22 protein-coding genes are annotated in these 25,322 nt (G+C 44.3%); 11 read left to right on the forward strand and 11 right to left on the reverse strand.

Going from position 1 to position 25,322, the window contains the following annotated elements:
* Positions 1–47: 47 nt before the first annotated feature.
* From R7Z49_RS08225 to R7Z49_RS08235, 3 genes are all read left to right on the forward strand, one after another.
* Positions 48–2,408: a Lon protease family protein gene (locus tag R7Z49_RS08225; protein WP_042521651.1), complete on the forward strand. Its 2,361-nt coding sequence runs from the start codon at positions 48–50 to the stop codon at positions 2,406–2,408.
* Between the two features lie 293 nt (positions 2,409–2,701).
* A complete protein-coding gene (locus R7Z49_RS08230) occupies positions 2,702–4,330 on the forward strand; it encodes a methyl-accepting chemotaxis protein (RefSeq protein WP_318111539.1) in 1,629 nt (542 codons plus the stop codon).
* A 397-nt stretch (positions 4,331–4,727) separates the two neighbouring features.
* A complete protein-coding gene (locus R7Z49_RS08235; RefSeq protein ID WP_064354918.1) occupies positions 4,728–5,687 on the forward strand; it encodes a porin in 960 nt (319 codons plus the stop codon).
* A 124-nt stretch (positions 5,688–5,811) separates the two neighbouring features.
* On the opposite strand, the gene R7Z49_RS08240 is transcribed toward R7Z49_RS08235, so the two are convergent.
* Positions 5,812–6,558 carry a flagellar brake protein gene (locus R7Z49_RS08240; protein WP_042521645.1) on the reverse strand — a complete coding sequence of 249 codons (747 nt, stop codon included), beginning with the start codon at positions 6,556–6,558 and terminating at the stop codon, positions 5,812–5,814.
* A gap of 127 nt (positions 6,559–6,685) precedes the next feature.
* Between R7Z49_RS08240 and R7Z49_RS08245 the strand changes: the two genes are divergently transcribed.
* Together R7Z49_RS08245 and R7Z49_RS08250 are read left to right on the forward strand one after the other, a co-directional pair.
* Complete coding sequence (locus tag R7Z49_RS08245) at positions 6,686–6,961, forward strand: GNAT family N-acetyltransferase (RefSeq protein ID WP_005375124.1); 276 nt, start codon at positions 6,686–6,688, stop codon at positions 6,959–6,961.
* Positions 6,958–7,935 carry a phosphotransferase gene (locus tag R7Z49_RS08250; protein ID WP_132936476.1) on the forward strand — a complete coding sequence of 326 codons (978 nt, stop codon included), beginning with the start codon at positions 6,958–6,960 and terminating at the stop codon, positions 7,933–7,935. Before R7Z49_RS08245 ends, R7Z49_RS08250 begins: the two co-directional genes overlap by 4 nt.
* A 46-nt stretch (positions 7,936–7,981) precedes the next feature.
* Here the strand turns inward: R7Z49_RS08250 and R7Z49_RS08255 are convergent, their stop codons facing one another.
* The gene (locus tag R7Z49_RS08255) at positions 7,982–8,482 is read right to left on the reverse strand and encodes a GNAT family N-acetyltransferase (protein ID WP_017820512.1); all 501 of its coding nucleotides are present in this window, start codon (positions 8,480–8,482) and stop codon (positions 7,982–7,984) included.
* A 395-nt stretch (positions 8,483–8,877) separates the two neighbouring features.
* Here R7Z49_RS08255 and napG point away from each other — a divergent pair, with 395 nt between their 5' ends.
* The 4 genes from napG to R7Z49_RS08275 all read left to right on the forward strand — a co-directional run bounded on the left by napG (position 8,878) and on the right by R7Z49_RS08275 (position 12,371).
* Positions 8,878–9,648 (forward strand): ferredoxin-type protein NapG, encoded by a 771-nt coding sequence (gene napG, locus R7Z49_RS08260; RefSeq protein WP_005383947.1) that lies wholly within the window; start codon positions 8,878–8,880, stop codon positions 9,646–9,648.
* Entirely contained in the window at positions 9,648–10,502 is an 855-nt protein-coding gene (napH, locus tag R7Z49_RS08265; RefSeq protein WP_053350046.1) for a quinol dehydrogenase ferredoxin subunit NapH, read from the forward strand. Before napG ends, napH begins: the two co-directional genes overlap by 1 nt.
* A gap of 199 nt (positions 10,503–10,701) precedes the next feature.
* Positions 10,702–11,883 (forward strand): MFS transporter, encoded by a 1,182-nt coding sequence (locus tag R7Z49_RS08270; RefSeq protein ID WP_005375129.1) that lies wholly within the window; start codon positions 10,702–10,704, stop codon positions 11,881–11,883.
* A 206-nt stretch (positions 11,884–12,089) separates the two neighbouring features.
* The gene (locus R7Z49_RS08275; protein ID WP_025768568.1) at positions 12,090–12,371 is read left to right on the forward strand and encodes a YrhK family protein; all 282 of its coding nucleotides are present in this window, start codon (positions 12,090–12,092) and stop codon (positions 12,369–12,371) included.
* Positions 12,372–12,493: 122 nt separating this feature from the next.
* Here the strand turns inward: R7Z49_RS08275 and R7Z49_RS08280 are convergent, their stop codons facing one another.
* The 9 genes from R7Z49_RS08280 to deoD form a co-directional block, all read right to left on the reverse strand.
* Positions 12,494–13,333 carry an energy-coupling factor transporter transmembrane component T family protein gene (locus R7Z49_RS08280; RefSeq protein WP_005383942.1) on the reverse strand — a complete coding sequence of 280 codons (840 nt, stop codon included), beginning with the start codon at positions 13,331–13,333 and terminating at the stop codon, positions 12,494–12,496.
* Positions 13,330–15,069, reverse strand: coding sequence for an ABC transporter ATP-binding protein (locus R7Z49_RS08285; RefSeq protein ID WP_186585108.1), 1,740 nt, complete (start codon positions 15,067–15,069; stop codon positions 13,330–13,332). Before R7Z49_RS08285 ends, R7Z49_RS08280 begins: the two co-directional genes overlap by 4 nt.
* A 6-nt stretch (positions 15,070–15,075) precedes the next feature.
* Positions 15,076–15,624 carry an ECF-type riboflavin transporter substrate-binding protein gene (locus R7Z49_RS08290; protein ID WP_005375133.1) on the reverse strand — a complete coding sequence of 183 codons (549 nt, stop codon included), beginning with the start codon at positions 15,622–15,624 and terminating at the stop codon, positions 15,076–15,078.
* Between the two features lie 335 nt (positions 15,625–15,959).
* Positions 15,960–17,090, reverse strand: a complete 1,131-nt coding sequence (locus R7Z49_RS08295) for an HlyD family secretion protein (protein ID WP_005375134.1) — start codon at positions 17,088–17,090, stop codon at positions 15,960–15,962.
* A complete protein-coding gene (locus R7Z49_RS08300; protein ID WP_064376388.1) occupies positions 17,090–17,470 on the reverse strand; it encodes a DUF3302 domain-containing protein in 381 nt (126 codons plus the stop codon). The genes R7Z49_RS08295 and R7Z49_RS08300 overlap by 1 nt, the downstream gene beginning before the upstream one ends.
* A 244-nt stretch (positions 17,471–17,714) precedes the next feature.
* Positions 17,715–19,298: a GGDEF domain-containing protein gene (locus R7Z49_RS08305; RefSeq protein ID WP_017820511.1), complete on the reverse strand. Its 1,584-nt coding sequence runs from the start codon at positions 19,296–19,298 to the stop codon at positions 17,715–17,717.
* Positions 19,282–20,766 (reverse strand): hypothetical protein, encoded by a 1,485-nt coding sequence (locus tag R7Z49_RS08310; protein WP_005375137.1) that lies wholly within the window; start codon positions 20,764–20,766, stop codon positions 19,282–19,284. The genes R7Z49_RS08305 and R7Z49_RS08310 overlap by 17 nt, the downstream gene beginning before the upstream one ends.
* 166 nt (positions 20,767–20,932) lie before the next feature.
* Positions 20,933–22,402, reverse strand: coding sequence for a hypothetical protein (locus R7Z49_RS08315; RefSeq protein WP_005383936.1), 1,470 nt, complete (start codon positions 22,400–22,402; stop codon positions 20,933–20,935).
* Between the two features lie 70 nt (positions 22,403–22,472).
* Positions 22,473–23,183, reverse strand: a complete 711-nt coding sequence (deoD, locus tag R7Z49_RS08320) for a purine-nucleoside phosphorylase (RefSeq protein WP_005375140.1) — start codon at positions 23,181–23,183, stop codon at positions 22,473–22,475.
* A 398-nt stretch (positions 23,184–23,581) separates the two neighbouring features.
* Here deoD and R7Z49_RS08325 point away from each other — a divergent pair, with 398 nt between their 5' ends.
* Entirely contained in the window at positions 23,582–24,532 is a 951-nt protein-coding gene (locus R7Z49_RS08325; RefSeq protein ID WP_017635475.1) for a YbgA family protein, read from the forward strand.
* Complete coding sequence (locus R7Z49_RS08330) at positions 24,522–25,322, forward strand: MerR family transcriptional regulator (protein WP_065275469.1); 801 nt, start codon at positions 24,522–24,524, stop codon at positions 25,320–25,322. Before R7Z49_RS08325 ends, R7Z49_RS08330 begins: the two co-directional genes overlap by 11 nt.

A 25,322-nucleotide genomic window follows, 5' to 3' on the forward strand; every position in this document is an offset into this window, starting at 1 on the left:
ATAATCTCTACACTCAAATAACGAAAATAAGAAAAAAGGAAGTGGATATGGCAATACTAAGATTGGAAGCTAAGCAGCTATATTCTGTAGCAGATCTAGAGAATATGCCATGTAAGTCGACCAAGGAGTTACCTCCAATTGATGAAATCGTGGGCCAAGAGCGCGCGCAAAAAGCGGTCGAGTTTGCGATGTCCATCAAAGAGAAAGGGTATAACATCTACGCCATTGGTCAGAATGGGCTAGGTAAACGCACCATGATCTTGCGCTATCTGAATCGTCACCAGCACGATGCAGCAGCCCTGTTTGATTGGTGTTACGTTGCGAACTTTGAGGATACCCGTACACCAAAGGTATTAAAGTTGCCTTGTGGTATCGGAAATAAGCTACGTGTTGATATTGAAGCTTTAATGGGCAAATTATTGAATGCTTTACCCCTAGCATTCGACAATGAAATGTACTTTAGCCGCGCTGAGCGATTAAAAAATCAATTGGCAGCTAAGCAACAAAACGAGCTGGATCGTATTAGTCGAGAGGCAAAAGAAAAGGGCATCAGCCTAACACTGACTACGCAGGGGGATTATCAGTTTGTCGCCATGAACGGTGATGAGCTTCATACGGAAGAGTCTTTTGATGTACTAAGCAAAAAAGAACAAGAGCAATTCAGCGATGCTATTGATGAACTCGAAGTGAGATTGCGCTCGATGGTTCGTGAGCTTACGGAGTGGGAAGAGACATACAGCGATAAAATCAAAAAGCTCAATGATGAAGTGACACTTGATGTGATTACTCACTTCATCAAAAAACTCAAAGTGGATTACGCGCAATATTCCGAAATCAAAACCTACTTAACTGAGCTGCAAAAAGATATTGTTGAAAACGCAGATATCTTCCTTGACCAAAGTGGCGAGCAAGGCGAAATTGCGACGGCATCCTTGGATAAAAAATTGCCACGTCGTTATAAAGTGAACGTCTTGGTAAGCCGTAAAAGCAGCGAATTTCCTATCGTTGTTGAAGAAAACCCCAACTATCATTCACTCTTCGGGTCGATTGAGACTGCCACTTTCAAGGGAACGGTGTTTACCGACTTCTCGCTGATTCGCGCAGGGAGCTTGCATAAGGCGAATGGCGGCGTTCTATTAATGGATGCTCAGAAAGTACTTGAACAGCCTTACGTTTGGGATGGTTTGAAGCGCGCATTGCGTGCTCGTCAATTGAGTTTTACGTCTCTAGAAAAAGAAGTCACATTGACGGGGGCGGTATCACTCGATCCTGAACCGATTCCGCTTGATATCAAAATCATCTTATTTGGTGATTACCGAACTTACCAATTACTCCAACATTACGATCCAGAGTTCAGCGAGTTGTTCCGCGTGACGGCAGATTTCGAAGACGAAATGAAACGTACGCCGGAGTCTGAGCTGCATTACGCGCGCTTTATCTCTAGCGTGGTGCATGACAACAATATGCTGCATTGCGATCGCAAAGCCATTGCTCGAATCATCGAATACAGCTCACGTTTGTCTGGCGACCAATCCAAGCTATCTCTACATTCGGCTAATATCGCCAACTTGCTTCGAGAGTCGAACTACGTAGCTCGTCAAGCCAACTCCAACATGATTCGTATTGGGCATGTTGAAGAGGCGCTCAATAACCAAGAAATGCGAGTAAGCCGATTACGCGATAACGTAATGGAAACCTTTATTAACGGCACAACGCTGATTCGCACCGAAGGAGAAGCCGTAGGCCAAGTCAACGCACTTTCGGTATTGAGCACTAGTGACTACATGTTTGGTGCACCGAATCGCATCACAGCGACGACGTGTTACGGTGATGGGGATGTTATCGATATCGAGCGCAGCGTGGATTTGGGTGGCAGTATTCACTCTAAGGGCGTGATGATTTTGTCTGCCTACTTATCTTCCGTATTTGGTAAAACGGCACGAGTGCCATTAACGACCACCATTACCTTTGAGCAATCTTATGGTGGTGTTGATGGTGATAGTGCCAGCATGGCTGAGTTATGTGCGGTTGTGTCTGCTTTTTCAAAGCAACCAAACCGACAAGACATTGCGATAACAGGGTCGATGAATCAATTTGGTCAAGCTCAGCCTATTGGTGGCGTAAACGAAAAGATCGAAGGCTTTTATGATGTGTGTGTAATTAAAGGTCGTCATGACGGGCAAGGGGTCATTATTCCGCGCTCTAATGTTCACAATCTAATGCTTCGTTCCGACATCGTGAAAGCAGTCGAAAAAGGTGAGTTTAATATTTGGGCGATTGGCCATGTTACTGAAGCTATCGAATTGTTTACGGGGAAAGTTGCTGGTGAGCCAACTGATGAAGGTTCTTATCCAATCGATACCATTTTTGGCCTTGCTCAAGCTAAGCTCAATTCGTTGAGAAAATAGGCTGAAACCGTCCTAAATGTGAATGTATCTCATCATAAGTGATCATAATTTATCATAACGACAATATCCCGACGCTACTGTCGGGATATTGTCAATAACAGATTGAAAATGGAGAGTTTTTGTACTAGACAAAAGTGTGATCGACCTCTAATATTCGCCACTTGTTTATTCGTCTGGGATTTATCCCGTCGCAAGGAAGCATAGATATTCAAACTGCCGAAAAGTAACGTTGTTATAAGCACAGCTCGAGTTTGTTTGGATATAGACATCACGCATACAACTGAGGCCCTGTCATGCAGTTATCACTGAAAAATTTGTCAGTACGAACGCAAATTTTGGTTCCGGTATTATTTACCGCGATTGTTTTGTTTATTGCTCTTTGGATTACTAAAAACAATCTTCAAGCAGAGCAAGATGTTATTGCTTCCAACCAAGAATCTTTGGTTTTTCACAAAGACACATTGGCGAGTATTGACGACCAAATTTACCCTCTGCGCATAAGCGCGGTTTACGCTATTTACGATGCTTCTCGTCGTGAGAATTTTCTAACCGAATTGAAAGAAGGCTTAAAGCAAGTTGATGCCGATTTAAGTGCAATTGAAGCCCGAAATCTATTCCGTGACGATGCCGTTAAAGTTCGCCAAGCAATTGAATCCTATGTGCGATATTCAGAGCGCTCAGTTGCTTTCTTCAACCAATACGATCAAGGTTTGAAATCGGATAGCGAGTACCGTGCATTTGTCAAAGAGTATCGCAATGTTGGCCGAGAAATGGTCCAACAAATTAACACACTATCAAAGCATGTAAACGAGCAAGCTGAACAATCTACTATCAGAAGTCATCAGCAAAATGAACGTGTGCAAAATAACGCTATGTTGACGGTTTTAGCGGTATTTGCTTTCTCATTGATAGGCTCTTGGTTCCTATCTGGCATGATTGTTACACCAATCCAAAAGCTGCAAGAAGTGATGCGTCAGTTAGCAATGGGTAATCTATCAGTACGTGCAGATGTCGATGGGGACAATGAGATCTCTAAGCTGAGCAAAGATGTAAACCAAACCGCAGAGCAGTTATACAACACTGTGGACCAGTTAACCCGTATTAGTGAGGAAGTTGCATCTGCATCGACCGAATTAGCTGCGGTAATGACGCAAGCGGAAGCGAACGCTCAACAAGAGTTGGCGGAGATCGAGCAAGTTGCATCTGCGGTTAATGAGCTTGCAAGCACTGCGAATAATGTGAGTGATAACGCGACCTCTGCTGACGCAACTGCGCGTGAAGCTGATGGACTTGCTCAATCAGGTTTGGCCATCTTCCAAGAAAGTGCGGAAGCAAGTGCGCAAATGTCTCAAGCATTGAACGATGCAGCGCAAGTTGTTTTGCGTCTAAAAGAGCAATCTGTACAGATCAACGATGTTATTGAAGTGATTCGCGGCGTATCTGAGCAGACCAACTTGCTAGCATTGAATGCTGCGATTGAAGCGGCGCGAGCTGGAGAATCTGGTCGTGGTTTTGCGGTAGTAGCTGATGAAGTACGCATGCTAGCAGCTCGTACTCAAGACTCGACACAAGAGATCCAAACGATCATTGAAGAGCTTCAAGCGCAGTCTGGGCTGGCGAATGACAGTATGCAAGTCAGCCTTGATATGCTTAGCCGCAACAACGAGCTGACGCAACAAGCGAATGAAGCGTTGGTTGGAATTACCGAGTCGGTCGCCAACATCAACGATTCAAACACGCAAGTAGCAACCGCAGCCGAAGAGCAGTCTCAAGTTACTCAAGATATCAATCGCAACGTGGTTAACATGTCGGAGCTTGTAAACCAAAACGTAGCGGGCATCAGCCAAAGTGCAAGTGCGAGTACTGAGCTTTCATTACTTGCAGAGAAGCAGAAAGAGCAATTAAGTTTCTTTAAGCTTTAATTCATCATCTACTTATCAAATCTCTAAATCCCTGAGTGAATGCTCAGGGATTTTTTTGTTTGTAATAATCGGATTTATTATCAATAAGTCTATCTAAAACAGTCAGTTAACAAGATTTTTTTGCGGGCAATATCACGTTTTGTGATATTGTTTTTACATTTTTTTCGTCAATTTTTTTTTGACGCGAACATTTTTTTTAACTCAACCGATAACTTGATGGTTGAGAGGTATTCATATCGTCATTTTAAGTGGTGTTTTCTTCTATAAGTGCTGTTTATTCAACACGTTGCGTGAAAAATAACAGCTGCTACTATGCCGCCAGTTTTCTCGTTGGTACAGAAAAGTCCTGTTTTTCTGGTGAGAAAACACATATAAAACAATGATATGGAAAATAACAATGAAATTAAAAACTTTAGCTGTAGCAGTGGCGCTAATGGCATCAGGATCTCAAGTTGTCGCTTCAGAACTATACAACCAAGATGGCACTTCTCTTGAGATGGGCGGCCGCGCTGAAGCGCGTCTTTCTATGATGGATGGTAAGGCAGAAGACCGTACTCGCATCCGTCTTAACTTCCTAGGCAAACAGGAAATCAATGAAAACCTATACGGCGTTGGTTTTTGGGAAGGTGAGTTCAAAACAAAAGAAGAAGGTGCCGTAGATAACAATAGTGATCTTGAAACTCGTTACGCTTATGCAGGTCTGGGTGGCAAATACGGTGAAGTAACTTACGGTAAAAACGACGGCGCACTAGTGGTTCTTACTGACTTTACTGACATTATGGCTTACCACGGTAACACAGCAGCACTTAAACTGCCTGTTTCTGACCGTACAGATAACATGCTGTCTTACAAAGGCCAATTCGAGCAACTAGCTGTACGCGCTAGCTACCGTTTTGCTGATCGCACAACAGATGCACAAGGCTTTACAGACAACGAGGAAGATGGCTTCTCTCTATCTGGTGTTTACGCGTTTGCTAACACTGGTTTTGAACTAGGTGCTGGTTACGCAGATCAAAACGACAGCGATGAGTTCATGCTGGTAGCTGCATACTCTGTAGGTGACTTCTACTTCGCTGGTAACTACACTGGCGCGGATATGGATGTTGCAGGTAAGACTTTTGATTACAAAGGCTACGAACTAGCCGCTGCTTACACTATGGGTCAAACTGTATTCACTTCTACGTTCAACAAAGGTGAACTAGAAGACGCAGATACTGTAGAAAACCTAGCTGTTGATGTAACTTACTACTTCAAGCCTAACTTCCGTGGCTACGCATCATACAACTTCGATCTAATGGATAACGAAGGCGCGGCTGAAAAAGATGAGCTAGCGCTAGGTCTACGTTACGACTTCTAAGTCATGACTCTTATCTAAGATACTGCCTTATTCTTAGTAAATAAAAACCCCTTACTGAAAAGTAAGGGGTTTCTTGTTTTCTAGCACTTCAAAGCTTCTTGATAAGCGATAGGGGTGATCAAATCTATCTTTTTAGTGTGAGCTTAGTACCATCAAATTTGAGGTGACTGAGGAGGTTTTTAGCGTTGTTTTTACCAACCTCATCAAACTCCATTCCGTAGCGAGCATAGTGCGTTGATTTTTGTAAATTACAAATACGACCTCGCAACGGCGCTAGCATACGACTTTCTCCGGGCATCGTTAGATCCAATGAAACGTGGTCACCAACCTGAAGTGGTCGGCTCATCGGTGATGTTACAAAACGACAGCCACTACGAGATAAATCTCTTATTTCGCATTCAGTTCGATAGGCTTCTAAACAAACACGCGCTCTCAAATTTACTTCGTAACGCACTTCTTTGCGAAGCTGAAAGACCTGCATAGTGTTGGGTAGGTCTAGCACCAAAATTGGGTACGGATCGCCTAGTCGATGCTGCAATTGGGCCCGAAATGGGATAACGGCCCCTTCACCTCGATGAGAGTAGGCTTTTACATTGATCCAAAAGCCTTCCTGAAAATAGAACTTCAAGTCTTCATCGGAGATGTTCGGAACCTCTATCAATGCAGTATTATTTGAGTGACAGCCAACAAATGTGCTGGTTGTAATAAACTTTGTACCAACGGGGGTGGTGACGTTTAAGCTCACTTCACTGCCGTGTTCGACCATTGCCATTGCATCGGTGCTATTTAATGTACTTGCCTGACGTTCTGGTGCCTTCTTGCTTTGCAGAGGTAGCTTGCCGTCTCTGGCAATTGGGCTCATATTTCTCATTATAATTGTCGTACCTGATGTAAGAAAGTAATCGCGTGAGGCGAAGCAGCACTCTCGCATGGTATCGATTTTATTCAGTGATATAGTTTGATTCAATCAATCTGTAACAAAAATTAGAGAGCAAGATATGCATAAAGTAACTCATGAGACCACGAATAGTACATTCTGGGTTGATTTAGAGCAGGGTTATAAAGCCAAGGTGATTTATCAGCTTAAGGGTAATGTCATGCACATTACATCAACGGTTGTTCCTGAAGCACTGCGAGGTAAGGGGTACGGAAAAGTGATGATGGAAGCGGTGTTGCCAGAAATTGAGTCACTCGGTTATCAAATCAAACCAGTTTGCCCATATGTTATTCACTACATGGAGAAGAACCAAACGTGGTCACATCTGCTCACATGATGAGTAACAACCACCAACGCTACCAAAATATTGGCCAGGAACTCAATCTCGGTAATTACCGCTCTGTAGAAGTCATACAATCGCTATGGGGAGGCTATGGGGAGTTAGTCCGAGTTACTTATTCTACTGGTTCAGTGATCATTAAGCATGTAAAACTCCCTAAGCCTTCAGAGCATCCTAGAGGCTGGAATACGGACCGTTCTCATCAAAGAAAGTTGCACTCTTATCAGGTGGAAGTGAATTGGTATGAGTATTTTTCCGGAGGGGTGGATACTCGCTGCCGAGTACCACAAGGTCTAAAAACGTTCCAATCGGAGAATGAATGGCTCATTGTGATGGAAGATCTCGCCGAGGTGGGCTTTCCAAAAGTCATCACAGATGCACAGCTAGAGCATCTACAAGCCTGCCTCACTTGGTTGGCGAACTTTCATGCGCGATACATCGATGTTCGTTCGGATAAGTTGTGGCATACCGGAACATACTGGCACTTAGCAACCAGACCCGACGAGCTTGAAGCATTGCAAGACACTGAGCTACAAAATGCGGCTCAATTGATTGATCAAACGCTTTCGCAAGCTAAGTTTAAAACACTAGTACACGGTGATGCCAAATTGGCGAACTTCTGTTTTGATGAAGAAGAATCAAGCGTTGTTGCGGTTGACTTTCAATACGTTGGATGTGGGTGTGCAATGAAAGATGTGGCACTGTTTATGAGTAGCGCCGTTAAGCCAGAACGTTGTGCAGAGATGGAAGTTTGGGTTTTGGATACGTATTTTGCTCAGTTGCAACACGCGCTAATTGTCTATCAACCGAATCTTGACCCTAATGAAGTCGAGCGTGAGTGGCGTCCTTTGTTTGCTGTGGCTTGGGCAGACTTTCAGCGATTTGTGAAAGGTTGGAGTCCCGACCACTGGAAGATCAATCCCTACACAGAAGCATTGACTCGCAGAGCGTTGGCTTACTTACGAAAGTGAGTCGAAGTTTAAAAAGAAAAGCCTCCAATTAGTAGGAGGCTTTGTTTTATCTTTGGCCTGGTCTGATGCGCGCCATGTAATAGGTATTGATGAATTCACCATCACGGAAGGAACCGTCAATCGCTTCACCCTCAATTTGAAATCCATGCTTTTTATAAAGCCCAATGGCGGCGTCGTTATCGGCATTGACCTCTATCTGAATTCTTCTCACATTTAACCAGTTATCTGCTAGTTCAGTGACTGTTTCTATCAATTTGCTACCAATACCGAGTCCGTGGAAACTATCATGTACTCCGATGCCAAACGATGCCGTGTGCATCGTTCTTGGACGTAGAGAGTGGTGAAAGCCAATATTTCCGACGACTTTACCATCAATTTCAGCGACATAGCTATAAACACCATCAGGTATGTTTGACAATCTTTCCACCCACATCGCGAGCGAAGGCTTTGGGAGTTGCAGGGTTTCACGTTGTGCTTTTGGTTGTGAATAGATTTCTACGAGTGCCGCTGCGTCTTCGACGGTCGTTGGACGTACGATAATTTCCATGCCTCTCTCCTTCGCTTTTTAGTTTTAATTTTTAATCTAACCACAGTTTTCTTATTTGGATAGTGTTTTTTTATGTTTAATGGATAAATGCCTTTTAAATTAGCTTGTTATGATGTCATTTTTTGAATTTTTAGTAGTGATTTATCATCGAATTGAGCGAGTAGATTGCAAAGGTGTTGAATTATTGTACTGAGAATGGCGCGTACTGCAGAGTATCGTGGTGAATTTCATGTCGCAGTAAATAAACGCATTTAGTCAAACTGTGACGACGGCACTGTGCGTCAGTTGACTTGAATCAATAGAGGATGGGGTTACCTCCTATGAGGTATAGGGAAACGACACGTTTAGGGCTATTTATGCTTAACTTGATAAGGGAGTTTTGTTGAGGAAATAGCATGAAATCCTCTCAGTCTAAAATATCGCAAAGTCGGCGCCGATTTTTGCGTGATACAGCTCGAACTGCGGCTGGTGTTGGCGCAGCTGCGTGTGTATTGGGCTTACAATCGCTACAAAGCCAAGCTCGAGAAACCAAAGGTGTGCCTATTCGTCCGCCTGGTGCACTGCCGGAAGGCGATTTCGAATCAGCTTGTATTCGATGTGGCTTGTGTGTTCAGGCATGTCCTTACGATACCTTGAAACTTGCGACATTACTTTCACCCGTCGCGACTGGCTCACCTTACTTTACTGCACGCGATATTCCCTGCGAAATGTGCGAAGACATTCCTTGTGTTGTCGCTTGTCCGAGTGGGGCGCTGGATCCGAAACTAACCGATATTGATGATGCTCGAATGGGTACAGCGGTTCTTATTGACCATGAAACTTGCCTTAACTGGCAAGGGTTACGATGCGACGTTTGTTATCGCGTTTGTCCGCTGATTGATGAAGCCATCACATTAGAGATGGTTCACAACGACCGAACCGGTTATCACGCCAAACTTATCCCAACAGTGAATTCCGAAGTGTGTACCGGATGCGGTAAGTGTGAACAAGCGTGCGTGTTGGATGTCGCTGCTATTAAAGTCGTCCCGACGGATTTGGCGAAAGGCAAAGTGGGCAGCCACTACAATTTTGGTTGGAAAGAGATCGACAAACCACTCGAAAATATCCTCCCTAGTGAGACGCCTGTACCGGAAGGTGCGCTTGAATCGCTAAAAGGAGGTAAGTAATGGCAAAGAATTTAGCTCAAAATGCTGGCAAAGAAGCGCTTGAAAAGCTTGGTTGGTGGCGCGCGCATCGGTTTTTGATTTTACGTCGGCTATGTCAGTTCACCATCATTGCGCTGTTTATGGCTGGGCCGACGCTGGGAATTCTAACTGGTAATCTGTCATCAAGTATGTTGCTCGATACCGTGCCGTTAAGTGACCCGTTAATTGTGCTTCAAGCTTTGGCGACAGGGCATGTTCCGGAGTTTAATGCGTTGTTAGGCGTAGTGATTGTCGTTGCGTTTTACGCGATTTTGGCGCCGCGCGCATTTTGTGCTTGGGTGTGCCCGTTGAACATCGTGACAGACTTGGCGGCGTGGTTGCGTCGAAAGTTCAACATTAAAGCGAGCTATCGTTGGTCTCCCATGATTCGTTATTGGCTGATCCCTGTTTTGATGTTGGGCAGTGCGCTATCTGGCGCGATTCTTTGGACATGGTTAGATCCAGTTGCGGCACTGCATCGCGGGTTGGTGTTTGGTATGGGCGCAGGTTGGGTGCTAATCGCCCTAGTGTTTGTGTTGGATTTACTCTTGGTTGAGCATGGGTGGTGTGGGCACTTATGTCCACTGGGGGCTACCTATGGCGTGATAGGCCGAAAAAGCCTGTTGCGCGTTACTGCTGTTCGGCGCGAAGATTGCACCAAATGCATGGATTGCTTTTACATTTGCCCAGAACCAGAAGTGCTTCGGCAGCCTTTGAAAGAGGGAGATCGTCGAGTTATGGATCAAAACTGCATTAGCTGTGGCCGTTGTTTGGATGTGTGTCCAGAACATGTGTTTGAATTTAAAAATCGCCTATCAGTAAAAGTCATTGATTAAGCCACTGAGCACATTTACTCATGCTTTAGTTCTCTTGATACTTGAACATCGCGCTTAGCCAAGGAATTGAGTGCGATGTTTATCTTCATAACAATATTCCTCAGCCATATCAGCTTGCTCTGGGTTGAAAATAATAATGATATTGCGAATTTGTTACATTTAAAGCTATGATGATGCCTTCATATTTAAAGGAAACATCATGACTACCTCATCGCACGGCTGGAGAACGCCGCAAAATTTCCTCCTGTTAATTTCCATTATCGTGCCCATTGCTTTTTCTACCTGGATGGCGTTGTTGAACAACTTTGTTATAGAGAAAGCAAACTTTGATGGTGCCGACATAGGCCTATTGCAAAGTGTGCGCGAAATTCCGGGTTTTTTGGCCTTTACCGCCGTGTTTGTATTGCTGTTTATCCGAGAGCAACGCTTTATGCTCGTATCTTTGGCGATGCTTACGCTTGGTACGGCATTAACAGGTTATTTTCCCACTTTGTACGGTCTACTTTTTACAACCTTGTTAATGTCCACCGGCTTCCATTACTTTGAAACACTCAAGCAGTCTTTGTCTTTACAATGGCTATCTAAAGAAGAAGCGCCAGAAATGCTGGGTAAGTTTATTTCTGTTGGAGCTTTGGCTTCTCTGTTTACCTACGGCGCCATTTGGGTTTCGCTCGAACAGCTCAAACTTGATTTTAAAACGGTCTATTTAATGGCTGGTGGTTTAGGTTTTGTGCTCATTTTGGTGATGGCATTTGCCTTCCCACAATTTAAGACAAAAGTGCCTCAGAACAAGAAGCTCATCCTGCGTAAACGTTACTGGTTATACTATGCGCTTACGTTTATGAGTGGAGCACGCCGTCAAATTTTTACGGTGTTCGCTGGTTTCTTGATGGTAGAAAAGTTTGGTTACTCCGCCGCAGATATTACGTTGCTGTTCCTGATTAACTATGTCTTTAACTTCTTGTTTGCGAAGCGAATAGGCCGTTTTATCGGCGTTGTAGGTGAGCGCAAAGCGTTGATGTTTGAATACGTCGGTTTGATCTTCGTGTTTGTCGGGTACGGTTTGGTGCAAACGGCTGAGTGGGCGGCAGCATTGTATGTTGTCGATCATCTATTTTTCGCGTTAGCGCTTGCGATTAAAACCTACTTCCAGAAAATTGCCGACCCAGCAGATATGGCGTCGACCGCGGGCGTTGCGTTTACGATTAACCATATTGCGGCGGTTGTAATACCTGTTACGTTTGGTGTGATTTGGCTGGTTTCACCTGCTAGCGTATTTTACATCGGCGCTGGTATGGCAGCAGTGAGCTTGCTGTTGTCACTCAATATTCCAGCGAAGCCGGAAGAAGGCAACGAAACTCGCTTGTTGAAGTGGAGTTAAGTTGGTACTCACTATCTAATCATTAAAGCGAATACCTGTAATTAGACTCGCTAAAAAGGGTGCTTATGCGCCCTTTTCTTTTTATTGCAAATAGATAATCCCTCCAATGGTTGTCAATGCATGCCACGTCCGTTAGGGTTTAGAACTAAGTATTTCGAAATAACTTGGGCGTAACTGACGCGAAACAATAAGAGGGGAGCTATACAGTGCAGATACATGGCAGAGAGTTGGATTTAGATCTAGGAAGCCGTCACATCGTTATTCAGCGCCGCTATGAGGCGTTAGGTGCTGCAAACGACCTACTCATTGCTATTTGGTTTTTAATTGGTAGCTTTTTCTTTTTGAATGATTCGTTGATTGAAAGTGGTACTTGGCTTTTCATTGTAGGCAGTGCGCAGTTGATCATTAAGCCCCTGATAAAACTGATGAGTTTAGTTCATGTTGGTCGTTTAAATAAGCAACTTTCTGGCACATCAGCGAGCCGCTGAAATTACCGCTTCTTTTGAACACTCGCAAGCAAGAAGCCAACAGGTGAGTTATCGAGGGGAAAGACGGAAGATAACGTGGTCACAACACTAACCACGTTATGTTCAGTTTGAAGCTTCAGAATTTAAAACGGATACCAGAACAGTTGTGTGTCCATCACACGCTTGCTGATCGCAGCAATCACTATCACCGCAATCCCAGCCATGCAGATCATATCGGCTTTGGTCAGTGGTTTTAAGCTGTACCAAGTGCGAGAGGAGTGGCGGCCAAAACCACGTAGCGTCATCGCGTTTGAGATTTGATCGGCTCTGTCTAAACTAGAGAAAATCAGAGGTCCAAGAATCTTCGCGACGTTCTTCATACGATTGAACAACGGAGCCTTCTTGCTCAGTTCTACTCCGCGTGCTTGTTGCGCGTGCATGATGTTAACAAAGTCCTTTTTCACTTCCGGCAAGTAGCGCAGCGTTAAGCTTACGGCATAGGCGATTTTGTAAGGCACACCTAAACGGTTCAAGCTGGCTGAAAACTCTGTCGGATGAGTGGTAAATACAAACACCAATGCGATTGGGAACATGCTGAAGTACTTCAACGTCACTGTTACTAGGTAAAACAATGTCTCTTGAGTGAGCGAGTAATTACCGGGTAACGAGAGTAAAACCGTTGATGAACCCATGAACTCAGTACCTTGTTGCGGTGCTAACGCGAACATAAACAGGGCATTGATCAGTAATACCGTACCTGTACCGAATAACAGCGGTTTGTAGACATGAAAGGGCACTTTGGTCATTTTCAATAAGCCCAAACCCAGCACGATCAACAGCGCGATGATTCGCAAGTCAAATGTGGTCAATACCACCGTTACCCAAGCAATGAAAAGCAAGAACTTAGTAATGCCATTCAACTTATGAAGTGGCGATTGGGTATCGATGTAGTTGATACCAAACTTCATCTTATTGTCTTTCATGCCACCGCTTTCTCTAGTTGGTTTACGTCGTCGCTTTTTTGTTGGCGGTGCGCTTTTTCTACATTGATAAAGTGCTGCATAAAGCCATTGGTGTCCTCGATACCAACTTTCGTAGCCAACTCAAACAAACTTGTGGTAGTGAGGTTTGCTTGGTCTAGTAGCTCTGGACTGCTGAATACCTGCGTCATTGGTGCATCCGCGACTAATTTACTGTCTGCAATCACGATAGAGCGCGAGGTGTATTCCAACACTAAATGCATGTCATGAGAGATGATCATTACGGTTACGCCCAACTCGCGATTGAGCTTTTCGATGAAACTCAGCATAGACGTGTAGTTTCGATAGTCCTGACCTGCCGTCGGTTCATCAAGGATCAGAAGCTCTGGTTCCAAGACCAAAATTGACGCAATGGTTACGCGCTTTTTCTGGCCGTAGCTCAATGCTTCGATTGGCCAGTGACGGTATTTGCTCAAACCGCACAGCTCTAGGACTTCAAGTACTTTAGCGTCGATTTGTTTCTCTTCAACGCCACGATTACGGAGGCCGAAGGCCACTTCGTCGAAAATCATGTGATGGGAAATCATGTGATTCGGGTTTTGCATCACCACACCCACTTTCTGGCTACGCTCGAAGATGGTCAGTTCGTTAAGATCTTGACCATTCATGCTCATTGAGCCGCTATCCGCTTCAATAACGCCCATAATCAGTTTGGTGATGGTCGATTTACCCGAGCCATTTTTGCCAAGTACAGAGACAAACTCGCCACACTTAATGTCAAAACTCACGTCTTCTAACGCGTTTTTCTCACCGTCGTAAGAATAGGTGAGGCCACGGACTTCAAGCAAAGTCTCGGCTGGCGTTTTAGGTGGTTGTGCTGTTGAACCATCAAACCATGCTTGTACCGCTGGTTTATATTGCTCCAACGGTAAGGTAGTTAAGCTAGAAGGTTTTGCATCGCCCTCAATCGCGCAGCCTGCTTCTTTCAGTGCTGAAATATAAAGCGGTTCGCGGATGCCGTAATCTTCTAGTAGAGGCGACGCTAAAATTTCATCTGGCGTTGTATCGGTAATGATTTCGCCGCTTTCCATCAAGATAATACGGTCAACTGAGCAATGCAGAACGTCTTCAAGACGATGCTCAATGATTACTATGGTTTTGTCCGTTTCGCGGTGTAGATCATCGATGATCTCGATGGTTTTTTTACCCGTTTTAGGGTCAAGCGCAGCTAGTGGTTCATCAAACAAAAGGATATCGACGTCATCGACGAGAATGCCCGCCAAAGAAACACGCTGTTTCTGCCCGCCAGATAAATCGTGGGGAGAGCGATCTAACATCTGTTCCAAGTCGACCATTTTGGCCGTGGCTTTGACCAATGGGTACATGTCGATATTTGAAGTTAGCTGGTTTTCCAGCGCAAATGCAATGTCTTCGCCAATGCTCAAACCGACAAATTGGCTGTCCGTATCTTGGAGTACGGTGCCAACTTGCTCAGTGTATTGGTGCATGTCGAAAGGGGCGGTGTCTTGACCATTGATGGTCAATGTTCCACTGGTTTCCCCTTTGATTGCGTGTGGGATCAGTCCGTTAAGACATTGCCCAAGAGTAGATTTACCACTACCACTTGGACCGATAATGACGATTTTCTCTCCTTTCTCTATCCTTAGATTGATATTTTTTAGCGTCGGTTTGTCCAGCGACTCATATCTAAAAGAGAAGTTAGAAAATTCGATTGTCATTCGACATTAAGCCTCTGTTAAGTTACGGCTTTGCTTGTTACGTTTAGCGACAGACTTAAGAATGAAGAAGCCAACAATAGCAATAAGAATGGTGTTACCGATCGCGATAATAGAAAGCTGGGTAAACACTTTAGTGAACGGTTCTGCGTATAAAATCGTGTCGAGGAATGCAGAGCAACCGTAACCAAATACGTTGCCTAATAGCGCAAGTACTACGAATAACGCGAAGTCTTTCATATTGAAATCACCTTTCTCCAAACGGTAGCGCGTTAGAGAAGGGAATAGACCGATAATCAAACCAACAATACCTGAACCAAGTACCCAAGTGAGCCATACGCCCCAACCTGCAAATAGGTCAGTAACCCAGTGACCAATAAAACCAACCAAGAAGCCAACAAGTGGTCCAAATAGTACTGAGAACAATGCTAATACTGCCATTGCTGGTTTTAGCGTTGTGTTTGCAAACACAGGGATGCCAAACATAGGTAAGCCGCCGATACCGTAAAGAGCAGCACCGATTGCAATAACCACAACAGTTTTAGCGGAAAGATTCATAGATAACCTCAGTTCAATAGTCGATTTTAAAGAACGTTCATTTATATTGTTGGAAAGCGTTAGTTATTTGATTGTGTAACATATATTCAAAACAACCAAGCTGCTTATTGTTTGCTCTATTTTTCTTCAGGAAATGTGTGATTTGATTCACGCATCCCTTTGACTGGCTTTGGTTTTAGCAAGCATTAAAAATAAGGCGCGCATTATACAGAATATTAATAAAAGTGGGAATGCTATCTATCTGGATGGCTAGAATGAATCAGGGGCTGATCGTCAGCCCCTGATTACACGGTTTGATGTTATTTTTACCAATAAATGAATGCGCTATATGTTCATTAATGGTCGAGGTATAAATAGTTCTGCCAGCTCTTCATACGAATAAGCACTTTGCGCATCACTGATACGTGAGTAAAGCTGTCTGAATAAACTGCAACTTCAACCGCAGTACCCATTGGTAGGTGGTATCCACTCAAGTCGTCGGTAATTTTCAGCTTCGCAAAAACACGTCCGCTCGTGCGCAAGGCATCAGTCCCAAGCAGAGCGCCTCGCGCTTGAATTTGGCTTTCACCAATGGCTGGAATCACGTCAATGACTTCGCCACGGAACACTTTGCCCGGAATTGCGCGGAACATAAATTCTGCTTCAAAGCCTGGCTTCAAGCGTTGTAATGAGTTCTGTCTGAATGCCGCGGTGTACGTAATGTCTTCGGTATGTACGAAGGTCATTGCCGGGGCAAGTGGCAACGGCACAGCCATAACACCAGGACGCAAAGCCAATTGCGTAACGTAACCATCGGTTGGCGCACGAACGACGGTTTGCTCTAGGTTAAACTCTGCTTTACGCAGCTCGGCAAGAAGTTGCGCGACTTGGGTATTTTCGCCTCCGATTTCAGAGTCCAGAGCGATTTGCGCTTGTTCTTGTTGCAAAATCGCAACGTCTAACATGGCTTCTGCCGCTTTATACGCTTGGCGTCGAGTATCTAAATCTTGTTCAGTAAACGCGCCACGATCAAAGCCCCTTTGATATCGGCTAAACTCCCTTTGTGCTTTATCTCTGTCCGCTTGCGCTTTCAATACAGCAGCTTCTGCTTCTCTTAGATCAGACTCTAAACCCAACGCACCTTGGCTTGCTTCTTTGACTTTCGCTTCAAGGCGAGCAACTTCTGCTTCAAAAGGCACAGGATCGATTTTGAAAAGAATATCGCCCGTTTTGAGCGGTTGGTTGGCTTGGACTGGCACTTCCACCACGCGGCCACGCACGCCAGAGACGATAGGCGTAGTTGGGAACACTTGGTTACCCAATTGAGTAAATGGGTGGTTGTAGTTCATAAGCAGCACGAGTGTGCCCACTAACACTACGCCGCCAAGTACGGCGGTTGGAACGGTCCATTTGTTTAGAGGAATATTGAAAATTTTAAAAATGGCAATACAAAGAGCGGCGTAAGTCAGAATCAGCAATAAGTCCATTATTCGTCCTCTTTACTTTGTTCAGGCAAAGGCTTTTGCTGAATCTTTTGTTGTTTCAACATCGATACTTGGTTTTTGAGTTCGTTGACTTCATCGATGAGTTCTTCAAGGCGGTGATGAATGTCGTGTGTTTCTTGTTCTAGTTGTTTAAAACCCCAGCCGCGTTCCTTGCGCCATAATGTTGCCCAGATCCATAAAAATGGCCACAGCGCATGCAAAGTGAAAAGGCTGACCCAGCCAGCGTAGTGAATTGCGTCTTGGTGCGGGTGCTCTCTCTCTTTGGCGATTTCATATGGAATATCATGGATGACAATGATTCCGTAAAAGATCACTAAAGCAACGAAGATGAGTAACCCAAGTGCAAAATAGTCTAGAAACATCTTACCTACCTGTGCGTATTGCGAAATGGAAAATCTACGTAAATTAACAATTTAAGTATTTGTCTTAACTACAGATGAATCAAGCGGTTTTTATGTAGGAATTATGTTTATGCGATGTAAGTATCCACTGATGTTTATTGGCAGTTAAGGTGTTGCTGAGTACTTATTTAAACAAGCAGTGAAGTGATATAGGAAGGATAAGTAAAAAGTATACTAAAGCCCCAGGTGTCAACCGGGGCATGGTTTAAAGTTCGGTACAGACTTGGTTTCTGCCATTGGCTTTGGCGCGATAAAGAGCTTTGTCTGCACGATAAAAAGTTCGCTGAGTATTCTCGCCTTCTCGATGCAAGGTAATCCCTATGGATACGGTCAGCCCCCGTTCACCAAGAATATCGTCCCAACCATATTGATAAATCCGTTCACGATAATTCTCGGCATGCATTTCTGCGCGTTCCAGTTGGGTATTCTCAAGGATCACGAGGAACTCTTCACCACCAAATCGTACGCACGATGCGCCTTTAAATCTGAAGTAGGACGCCAGTTCCTGTGACACACTTTTGATCGCTTTGTCGCCAACCAAGTGGCTTAGTTCGTCATTGATGGATTTGAAGTGATCGATATCGATGACCATCAATGCAAATGCAGTATCGTGCAGAAGTAGATCTTTTAGTTTAACTTCTAACCAGCGTCGGTTGTGTAAAGACGTAAGTGGATCGGTAAAGACGTCCTGCTGTAGCTGAGCAACAGTATTTTTATGCTGCTTGGTGGTTTCTTTTAGTTCTTTGTTTTCTAGCTCTGACAAAATGAGTTTGAGTTGTAACTCAAAGCGTGAAAGTCGGCGTAGTTGAGCAGACCCTAACTCACCGATCGGAATATGTTTTACAAGATCAGATTCGATTCTATGCGCTTTTTTTTCACAATTTAATGCTTCTTGATACAACCCTTGAGAGGCGTAAACTTGACTCATCGCGTTATAAAAATGCTGAGTAACGATAGGAGATAGTTGCTTTTGAATCCTTTTACTGATGGAGTCCAACGTTAAATTAGCTAAAGAAGTGTGCCCTACACCGTTTAGACAATACGCAGTCTCAATTTTGACCATCGTGGATAACCAGTATGTCGTGGCACTACCCGTTGTATACTGAACATTCGAAATAGCCAGCAACGCATTGGGGTAGTCTTCTTGCAGACGATGTAATTTGGCTCGGTAGAGGTGAATTTGTGCGGCGAGGTTTTTATCACTGACGAGAATGCTCAGTTCTTCACATTCACTCAATAGTTCTTTGGCGTCTGCGGTACGGTTCAAGCTGATATAACAGGCAAGCATGTACAGCTTGTAACGAAGGCGTAGGGATCGACTGCCAATAGCGTGATCGATAGCATCTATTTTTTGATAATAACGTAATGCACGTTGGTGATCCCCATGGGCATCGCACAAATTACCCATTCCAATAATGGCCAATACGTACTCATCAATATAGCCGTACTCGACGGCGATATTGGTTGAAGCAACATACTCGGTTAATGCCGCATTGTAGTCACCTACTTCAACCAAACGCTCACTCAAGCTTGCTTTCACAGAAAGAATATCTTCTACATCCTCTGGTAAAACAAGCAACTCAAGCGCTTGTTTCAATTCACTAATGCTGTCGTTGAGCTGTTTGATCTCTCTTCGATACTCGGCGCTAATGATATAGCAATGCGCTTTCTCTCGGTTTGTTGACGCAATATGTAACCCTATGTGTTCCCATAGCGTAATCGCTTCTTCACCTGAAACGGAAGAAGGATCGATACCTGCGTCAGTCACCTTGCTAAGCAGTTGTTCCATTCTTCATTACCTCAATATAACTTTCTTCGAGCTGTTCTAACGTGAATGGGAAGGTCAGGATATCTTGCAAATACAGTATCGGTTTCGGGCCTTTGATTCCGCGTCGCTTCCATGGATAGATGTCTAACATCGCTTGGACAGTGCGGTAGACCTCTTCTGCTGCTTGACCTTTTTCTGCAATTAACATTGCTAGCCTGTTACTGGAAATTCTCGAGATGAGGTCGCTGGAGGTTGTCAATGCATGAACGAGCTCGGTACAAACATCGAGAACTTCGGGGTTTGAATGCTGAATCATAATGATGGCGTGGTTAGAGCGTTTGAGCTCCGTTTTAAACAAAACTAACTGTTCCCACCAGTAGGTCTCAGAAACGACATTAGAGAACTGTTTTTCAGGGTCGTATTCGTGTTGAGAGCGAATATGATTGATCAGCTTACGTGCTCGCTGCTCTAGTTGGCGTTTAGAGCCTCTTGCTTTATCCATGCTGATTCGATGAGTTTGTTCTTTGAGCATTTTGAGTGCGTGCTTACGGTATTTCTTGAACGCGTTAAACGCAGACTCAAAGTCACCTTGTTCTTCAGCGACTCGTGATTGTTGGAAGCAAATTTGGCTGAGTAGCTCACCGTGGTCGAAACTGAGTGCAGACTCTTCTGCTGCAAGTAGCAACTTGGCAGCGCTGTCTGTATTTTGGCGCAAAAGCTCAAGTCTTGCTCGGCTAATAAAAGAGTGTGCTTTCATCCAAACGAGGTCATGCTCAATGGCGAGCTGGTGGGCTTTTTGGGTGGCTTCTTCGGCCGCATCAAGGCGTTCTAGTCCAAGCAGTGCTAACCCTTTAAAGTCCCAGATCTCGGCTTGCCACGTACTGTCATCATGATCTTTTAATACTTCGGTTGCTCCATCCAGTACCGTAAGCATCTCGACAAACTTATTTAGTAAGTAATAGTCCCAAGCTAATAGGATGCGCGCTTTGCCTTCTAACCAAGCAATACGAACATTGTTTGCCACTTTAACGGCTAACTCATGAGTTGAAGCGGCAAGTTGGTGTTCATTAGTGATGCGCCATACATTACCAAGCCCAATTAGAGATTCGATTTGAATTTCAACATCATCAACAAGAGCAGATTGTTCGAGCGCATTAATCCAATATTGTTGCGCGGAATAATACTTTGCTTGGCCCCAATATTGGAGTGCAAAAAGATGGAGAATTTCCGGGAGATGATCGTCGGTTTCAAGCTGTGTTTGTTTGCTGTAAGCGTCTTTGACGAGTTTTAAGCCTTGTCGGTAATCCATTAGGCACCAACAGCATTGCGCCATGATGAGTAAGGCTTTGATCTCTCCGTCCACAAATAAAATTTGTTCCGCGCGGATACGATATTGCTGCGCAATATTAAAGGTATGTTTAGGGGCCGATTTTATTTGGCCTTTAAGCTTAGTGAGATCATCTTCTAGCTGAATTTGGTTTTTATCCAACGTTCACATCCATGACTATCGAACTGGAAATCACACCTAATATTAAGTGGTTAGATGCATGTTTCTTTACCAAAGCGATGCGGATAACGTTTTGGTAAACGATCAGGGGCCGTAATGTATACCGTTACAACCCCTAATTACTACATCTAAATTACCAATAGAATAGCTACGATAGGAGCTGTTTGATTGTCAAAGGTGCATCAGAGACTTCCAACCTTTGTGCAGCGGTAAGACCTTGTTTATCCTGATAGCACAAATTATGCCAAGCTCTGAATATATCTAAAAGAGGTAAAATACCAGCAGGTCGTAATTTGCGACGTGGCTCGTTAATGAAGCTTTCGAAAAGAATCTGAAAGCGGTTTTGATAAAACTTCACATGACGAGTTGTCGCAACGTTAAACCATTTTTCAGGCTCATTTTGATCGCCAGCGAGGTAGCAAATGCCTTTGTGGTTTTCGTTTTGACTAGAGATTGCCCAACGATCGCGCCACCAACTCATATAGGCGATATCGACTTTGCCAAAGGGAGTGCTCATGTCCCAACTAGCGTCCTCTTCTACATACATCAAGTCGACACTTTTCTCTTTAATACGAGGTAAACAAACGCTCAATGCAGCTGAACGTAGTAGGGGATCTTGAGGCATGTATAGAGATACACGTTTGTTTGGGCAGCACATATCAAGTACGTGCAAATAGTGTGCATACGAGGTGTATGGCGGACGGACTAATGCCCCTTTTGAAGGGTAATGAAATACAGATAGATTACCAAGAGGGTCTTCTACGTTACCGCGAGCCAAAATTGTTTGGTATTTTTGGTCAATTCGCTCTCTGAGGTGATGAGAAGGTTCCGCAAGCGGCTCACTTGCTTCCGCTACGTACTCCTGGGAAACAAAACGAGACACCTCATCGTAAGGATTATGATCGAGAGTTGCGATTGGCTCTTCATCAGCGGAATAATTGACGTGCTGGCAAAGAATATAGCCAGAATGCGCTTCGCCAGAAACAATCCAATACACACCATTATTGCTGTTCGGTTGCAATGCAATATAGTTTGAGGCCAATTCATAATGCGTTGCGTGGTTTACCCAGCGCGCATCAATGGTTGCCAGCTTGCGGCGGCAGCGGCTAGCTATATGGTCAACATGATCGTAAAAGGTTTTTGGGTTAATACTAAGCTTGCGGCAGATTTCTCGTACGGAATATCCCGTAAACAATAAACCCATCAAGTTCTCTTGAAATTGAAGCTTCTTGTTGGCACCAGACCACTTGTCGACAAAGGTACTTTGACACACTTTACAGCGGTAACGTTGGCGATCGCCACTGTAACCGAAAGCGTGATAGAGGTGTTTGTGAGTGTGGACAGAAAGTCCAAAGTTGTCGCAATCATCATTACGGCAAGCAGGCAACCCGTCACTGTGGACGTGCCGCAGGCGATGAAGTTCGTTCACGACATCGCGATTATTAAGTAAGGGGGGGAAAGCTCCACATTCACGGCATACCATCGCCGGACGCTTAGGGTTCGCATGTTGCAGAACGTAACGCTTTGCATCACTCAATCCAAAGTTGTCACACGCCAATGTTTTACAAAAGTTGAGTTGTAACCCATCTGCGTCTTTTGGCAGTTCGCCGTTAGACACAATCGCCCCCTCGGGATAATTCGGGCAGCCAGCATAACTCTGGCTGCAAATTATTACTTACTATTTGTTCTCAGATGTTGATTGCAGTTTCTAGTGCAACTTTCATCATGTCGTTGAACGACTTCTGACGCTCTTCTGAGCTTAGTTTTTCACCACGGATGATGTGGTCAGAAACTGTCAGGATAGTCAGTGCTTTCGCGCCTAGGTCAGCTGCTACGCCGTAGATACCAGCCGCTTCCATGTCTACACCTAGGATGCCTAGTTTTTCCATCTTCTCGAAGATGTCTGCTTCTGGTGTGTAGAACAGGTCTGCAGAGAATACGTTACCTACTTTTACAGGCACTTCCTGAGCGCGCGCTTGGTTAACTGCTTCTTCTAGAAGACCGTAATCAGCGATTGCTGCGAAATCGTGGTTGTTGAAACGGATACGGTTAACTTTAGAGTCTGTAGAAGCACCCATACCGATAACAACGTCCATTAGTTTCACGTCGTCACGTACTGCACCACAGCTACCCACACGGATAACGTTTTTCACGCCGTATTCAGCGATTAGCTCGTGTACGTAGATACAGCAAGACGGGATACCCATGCCGTGGCCCATTACAGAAACTTTTTTGCCTTTGTAAGTGCCAGTAAAGCCGAACATGTTGCGAACGTCACAAACTTGTTTCACATCTTCTAGGAACGTTTCAGCGATGTATTTAGCGCGCAACGGGTCGCCTGGCATTAGAACTGTTTCAGCGAAATCACCTGGTTGTGCGTTAATGTGTGGGGTTGCCATAAGTGCTCTCCAAAGTTTTGTTTTGATAAAACGCCTCTATTATAGAACGCTATTACCAATTCTGTTGAACTTGTTCGTTTTCGTTGAGGCAATAATAACGGGACGTACAGTGGCCCCTTGAGAGCTTAGTCACAAAAACCACGCATTTAGAAACTGCAACTCCTATTGATAACCAAATCTGTTGAAATCAAAAGAGCAATCGATTTGCTTTTGAGCAGTTTGTCGATTGCGCGCACAAATTCTTTGTTTTTGGGCCAAACTTTTTTCTGACAGCTGGTTGATCGAAATACTTTCGAGTGAAGTAAAACGATTAAATTGTACAACTTATTTTCTTGTACAATCTGGAAAGGCTTGCTATAAGTTATACAACAAAACTTTTTGTATAGGGATGCGTCATCATGGAATCTTCGATCAAAGTAGGTATCAGTTCGTGTGTTTTGGGTGAACGAGTGCGTTTTGACTCTGGTCATAAGGTGAGCAACTTTGTGACTAAAGAGCTTAGCCCGTATTTTGACTTTATTTCGGTATGCCCTGAAGTCGGCGTAGGTATGCCAGTACCCCGTCCAACCATTCGTCTTGTTTCTAATGAAGAGCGTGTTGCATTGGTTGAAACCAAAAATCCAGAAAATGATCATACCGACAATATGCTCACTTACTCGGCCAATAAAGTAGATGAACTTCAAAGCGAGCAGCTTTGTGGTTACATCGTTTGTGCTAAGTCACCAACTTGTGGCATGGAGCGAGTCAAGGTTTACAGCAAGAACAGTGCTGCGAAAGAAGGTGTTGGCTTGTATACACAAACATTGATGCAAAAAATGCCTTGGTTGCCTGTTGAAGAGGATGGCAGACTTAACGACCCTGTATTGAAAGAAAATTTTATCACTCGAGTATTTTGTCTAAATGACTTTTACGACTCGATGGATGGTGAGCCTACTCGTGGCAAAATCATCGACTTTCATTCGCGCTACAAACTGACGTTAATGGCACACCACCCAGAGTCATACCGCTCCCTTGGCCGCTTAGTCGCTGATGTCGCTAATTATGAAATTGAAGACTTTTACCAAGAGTATCGTTTAGGACTGATGAAGGCGTTAACGAATCGGGCTAGCCGCAAAAATAACACAAATGTGTTGATGCATTTACAAGGGTACTTCAAACGCTCACTAACTAAAGAAGAAAAAGAAGAGTTAGCGACAGTGATTCACGACTACCGTATCGGAATGCTGCCTCTGCTAGCACCACTTACATTGATTAAGCATTACTTAAATACTTACCCAGACGAATATTTAGCAAAACAGAAGTTTTTAGAACCGTATCCGCAGGAGATGAGATTACGCTATGGTTTGTAGTTCAGAAGAAAAACTATACGCGATCCGAGATGTCGCAGAAATCACGGGTGTAAAACCAGTTACGCTGAGAGCTTGGCAACGAAGATACAACTTGATCCAACCTCAGCGAACTGAAAAAGGACACAGACTTTATCGCCAGCAAGATCTCGATACGATTCGCGAAGTCCAGAGCTGGCTCGCGAAGGGGATTTCGATTGGTAAAGTGAAGGGGCTGCTAGGAAAAAGCGCCGATGTCGAAGTCAAAAACGAGGTTCGCACACTCGAAGAAGTTGAAAACATGCTGCTTGCGCTGTCTACCCTGAATCGAGGAAAAGCAGAGAGTTTACTTGCCTCTGTTCTTAAAGAGTATCCACTAAAACTCGTTATTGATCAGTTTATTAGCCCAGTATTTGATGCGCTAGACATGGTGAAAGGATCGCTGCGATCTTTACAAGTAGGGTTATTTCAGACTTGTTTGATCACTCGACTTGTCCTTGTAATCGATTCTGAAAACAAAGCCGCTTCCAAAGGAAAGTGTCTGCTCATTAGCTTTGAACAAAACAGAGAGTCTGAGAGTTGGATTCAAGCAGCGAAGCTTTGCGAACAAGGGTATCACACGACTTTGATCGATAAGGTTGATGATGTTTCTGGTCTACTAGATCACGAGGTCGTTGAAAATGGTTCGTTTATCTACCTTTTCTCCAACAAAGCGCTAGCTGCTAAACAAGTAGCGTCCATCAAAATGCTTCACGCACAACTAGGTGATCGGATGGGGTGCTCTGAAGTGATAGAGAAATTACACCTAACTTAG

Origin of the sequence: Vibrio sp. 1562, from assembly GCF_033340155.1 — a bacterium.
GTDB classification, from domain to species: Bacteria; Pseudomonadota; Gammaproteobacteria; order Enterobacterales; family Vibrionaceae; genus Vibrio; species Vibrio alginolyticus.